Origin of the sequence: Streptomyces sp. NPDC049577 (assembly GCF_040675635.1) — a bacterium.
Taxonomy (GTDB): Bacteria; Actinomycetota; Actinomycetes; order Streptomycetales; family Streptomycetaceae; genus Streptomyces.
Genome location: NZ_JBFAPH010000471.1, coordinates 1 through 3,718, shown reverse-complemented (window position 1 = coordinate 3,718; position 3,718 = coordinate 1). Strand labels below are relative to the sequence as shown.

At 72.7% G+C, this 3,718-nt stretch carries 4 protein-coding genes and 2 pseudogenes; 3 read left to right on the top strand and 3 right to left on the bottom strand.

Going from position 1 to position 3,718, the window contains the following annotated elements; genetic code table 11:
* The 3 genes and pseudogenes from AB0K09_RS31140 to AB0K09_RS31130 form a co-directional block, all read left to right on the top strand.
* A pseudogene (locus AB0K09_RS31140) lies at positions 1-127 on the top strand (chorismate synthase); the annotation flags it as partial.
* A complete protein-coding gene (locus AB0K09_RS31135; RefSeq protein WP_366068751.1) occupies positions 124-837 on the top strand; it encodes a hypothetical protein in 714 nt (237 codons plus the stop codon). The pseudogene AB0K09_RS31140 and the gene AB0K09_RS31135, both read left to right, overlap by 4 nt.
* Positions 834-1,829: an SUMF1/EgtB/PvdO family nonheme iron enzyme gene (locus tag AB0K09_RS31130; RefSeq protein WP_366068752.1), complete on the top strand. Its 996-nt coding sequence runs from the start codon at positions 834-836 to the stop codon at positions 1,827-1,829. Before AB0K09_RS31135 ends, AB0K09_RS31130 begins: the two co-directional genes overlap by 4 nt.
* A 60-nt stretch (positions 1,830-1,889) precedes the next feature.
* Here AB0K09_RS31130 and AB0K09_RS31125 read toward each other — a convergent pair whose 3' ends face one another.
* The 3 genes and pseudogenes from AB0K09_RS31125 to AB0K09_RS31115 all read right to left on the bottom strand — a co-directional run.
* Positions 1,890-2,885, bottom strand: a complete 996-nt coding sequence (locus AB0K09_RS31125; protein WP_366068752.1) for an SUMF1/EgtB/PvdO family nonheme iron enzyme — start codon at positions 2,883-2,885, stop codon at positions 1,890-1,892.
* The gene (locus AB0K09_RS31120) at positions 2,882-3,595 is read right to left on the bottom strand and encodes a hypothetical protein (protein WP_366068751.1); all 714 of its coding nucleotides are present in this window, start codon (positions 3,593-3,595) and stop codon (positions 2,882-2,884) included. The genes AB0K09_RS31125 and AB0K09_RS31120 overlap by 4 nt, the downstream gene beginning before the upstream one ends.
* Positions 3,592-3,718: pseudogene (locus tag AB0K09_RS31115) on the bottom strand (chorismate synthase); the annotation flags it as partial. The gene AB0K09_RS31120 and the pseudogene AB0K09_RS31115, both read right to left, overlap by 4 nt.

Genomic DNA, 3,718 nt, shown 5'->3' with positions numbered 1-3,718 from the left:
GATCGTGGCGGAGGCGATGGTGGCGCTGGTGCTGGCCGACGCGGTGGTGGAGAAGTTCGGGGGCGACAGCGTCACCGAAACCCGCCGCAACATCCGAAGTTACCTCGACCATCTGGACATCTCATGACCGGTAACCGCGCCACGGCCTGGAACCCCGTGGTCACCGAGCTCCTCGCGGCCGCCTCGCCCGACCGCACCGTCGTCGTGTGGCGGGTGCCCGACCGCGGGCCCGCGGCCCTCGTCAGCGTCCTCGCCCCGCACACGGACACCGTCAACTCCCTGGCCTGGATGCCCGACGGCCGTCGCCTGATCTGCGTCTCGCAGGACGGGCGGGCCGCCATGTGGGACGCCCTGCTCGGCGTGTTCCGCGCCGATCTGAGCTCCCACGACACCCACTGCACCATGGTCGCCGTCAGCCCCGCCGGCCTCGTCGCCACGGTGAGCGAGGACGGGCTGATCATCGTCGGACACCCCGACTCGGGTGTGGAGAACCTCGCCTTCCGGCACTACGACTCCGCCGTCGAGTGCTGCGCCTGGTCCCACTCCGGCCGGACACTGGCCGTCGGCTGCGACGACGGCACCGTCGACCTGCTCACCGACGAGGGGCTCGGCCACCTCCGCACCGTCGAGGTGCCCGGCGCGGCCGCACGCACCGTCGAATGGGCCGCCGACGACCGGTCCTTCGTCGTCGGCGCCGACGACGGCTCCCTGCACTTCTTCTCCATCGCCGACGAGCGGACCGACCGTTCGCCGGCGGCTCCGGAAAGGTACGGCAACCACGCGAGCGCGGCCCGCAGGCCGTCGCCCCCCTTCAACCTCGATCAGGAGAACACATGAGCGGTCTCAGGCTTGAGGACCTCGCCACCTCCCCGAACTTCAAGGAGCACGCGCCCCTGCTCTGCCCGCGCACCCTGCGGCCGAGCGAGGACGTCGTCGAGGAGCTCCGTCGTGCCGACCCCAAGCAACTCGCGGTCATCGTCGAGAACCCCGAGGCGCCCCTCGCCGAGCGGCTCGCCGCCGGCGGCGTCCTCGCCCTCCTCGGGGACCCGCGCATCGGCCACCAGCCGCACATGAGCTTCGTGCCGGGCGGCCACGTCGAGATCGGCCTGCGCGAGGAGGAGGTCGAGCCGGTCGTCAAGGAGTGGGAGCACGTGGGCGTCGAGGCGTCCTGGATCGAGAAGGAGACCCCCCAGCGGGCCGTCCGCATCGACGACTTCTGGATCGGCACCTACCCCGTCACCAACTGGGAGTACCGCAACTTCCTGGAGCACGCCAACCGCGAGGTGCGCCCGACGACCTGGTACCTGGGCGCCTACCCGTACGACCGGGGCAACCACCCGGTGGCGGGCATCCGGGCGGAGGACGCGGACGACTACGTCGCCTGGCTCAGCGAGACCACCGGCCACCCGTGGCGGCTGCCCACGGAGGCCGAGTGGGAGCACGCGGCCAAGGGCGTGTCCGGCTCGGAGTTCCCGTGGGGCACGGACTTCGACCCGGGCGCCGCCAACACCCGGGAGTCCGGGGTGCACCAGACCACGCCGGTCGGCGCCTTCCCGGCCGGACGCGCGGCGTGCGGGGCGTACGACATGGGCGGCAACGTCGAGGAGTACGTCGCCGACCCGTACGTCCCCTACCCGGGCGGCCCGTACGTCGCGGACCACCTGGTGCAGACGCTGGGCGAGGAGTACCGGGTCGCCCGCGGCGGCAGCTTCTCGCGCTTCGGCGACCTGACCCGTACGCGGCGCCGGCACGGGGCGTTCCCCGGCCCCCTCTACCCGGTGGGGCTGCGGATCGCGACGAGCGTGCAGCCGCAGTCTCCCACGGAGTAGCAGCACCCCGCCGGTGGCCGGCCCGACGACGTCGTCGGGCCGGCCACCGGCGGGGTGCTGCTACTCCGTGGGAGACTGCGGCTGCACGCTCGTCGCGATCCGCAGCCCCACCGGGTAGAGGGGGCCGGGGAACGCCCCGTGCCGGCGCCGCGTACGGGTCAGGTCGCCGAAGCGCGAGAAGCTGCCGCCGCGGGCGACCCGGTACTCCTCGCCCAGCGTCTGCACCAGGTGGTCCGCGACGTACGGGCCGCCCGGGTAGGGGACGTACGGGTCGGCGACGTACTCCTCGACGTTGCCGCCCATGTCGTACGCCCCGCACGCCGCGCGTCCGGCCGGGAAGGCGCCGACCGGCGTGGTCTGGTGCACCCCGGACTCCCGGGTGTTGGCGGCGCCCGGGTCGAAGTCCGTGCCCCACGGGAACTCCGAGCCGGACACGCCCTTGGCCGCGTGCTCCCACTCGGCCTCCGTGGGCAGCCGCCACGGGTGGCCGGTGGTCTCGCTGAGCCAGGCGACGTAGTCGTCCGCGTCCTCCGCCCGGATGCCCGCCACCGGGTGGTTGCCCCGGTCGTACGGGTAGGCGCCCAGGTACCAGGTCGTCGGGCGCACCTCGCGGTTGGCGTGCTCCAGGAAGTTGCGGTACTCCCAGTTGGTGACGGGGTAGGTGCCGATCCAGAAGTCGTCGATGCGGACGGCCCGCTGGGGGGTCTCCTTCTCGATCCAGGACGCCTCGACGCCCACGTGCTCCCACTCCTTGACGACCGGCTCGACCTCCTCCTCGCGCAGGCCGATCTCGACGTGGCCGCCCGGCACGAAGCTCATGTGCGGCTGGTGGCCGATGCGCGGGTCCCCGAGGAGGGCGAGGACGCCGCCGGCGGCGAGCCGCTCGGCGAGGGGCGCCTCGGGGTTCTCGACGATGACCGCGAGTTGCTTGGGGTCGGCACGACGGAGCTCCTCGACGACGTCCTCGCTCGGCCGCAGGGTGCGCGGGCAGAGCAGGGGCGCGTGCTCCTTGAAGTTCGGGGAGGTGGCGAGGTCCTCAAGCCTGAGACCGCTCATGTGTTCTCCTGATCGAGGTTGAAGGGGGGCGACGGCCTGCGGGCCGCGCTCGCGTGGTTGCCGTACCTTTCCGGAGCCGCCGGCGAACGGTCGGTCCGCTCGTCGGCGATGGAGAAGAAGTGCAGGGAGCCGTCGTCGGCGCCGACGACGAAGGACCGGTCGTCGGCGGCCCATTCGACGGTGCGTGCGGCCGCGCCGGGCACCTCGACGGTGCGGAGGTGGCCGAGCCCCTCGTCGGTGAGCAGGTCGACGGTGCCGTCGTCGCAGCCGACGGCCAGTGTCCGGCCGGAGTGGGACCAGGCGCAGCACTCGACGGCGGAGTCGTAGTGCCGGAAGGCGAGGTTCTCCACACCCGAGTCGGGGTGTCCGACGATGATCAGCCCGTCCTCGCTCACCGTGGCGACGAGGCCGGCGGGGCTGACGGCGACCATGGTGCAGTGGGTGTCGTGGGAGCTCAGATCGGCGCGGAACACGCCGAGCAGGGCGTCCCACATGGCGGCCCGCCCGTCCTGCGAGACGCAGATCAGGCGACGGCCGTCGGGCATCCAGGCCAGGGAGTTGACGGTGTCCGTGTGCGGGGCGAGGACGCTGACGAGGGCCGCGGGCCCGCGGTCGGGCACCCGCCACACGACGACGGTGCGGTCGGGCGAGGCGGCCGCGAGGAGCTCGGTGACCACGGGGTTCCAGGCCGTGGCGCGGTTACCGGTCATGAGATGTCCAGATGGTCGAGGTAACTTCGGATGTTGCGGCGGGTTTCGGTGACGCTGTCGCCCCCGAACTTCTCCACCACCGCGTCGGCCAGCACCAGCGCCACCATCGCCTCCGCCACGATC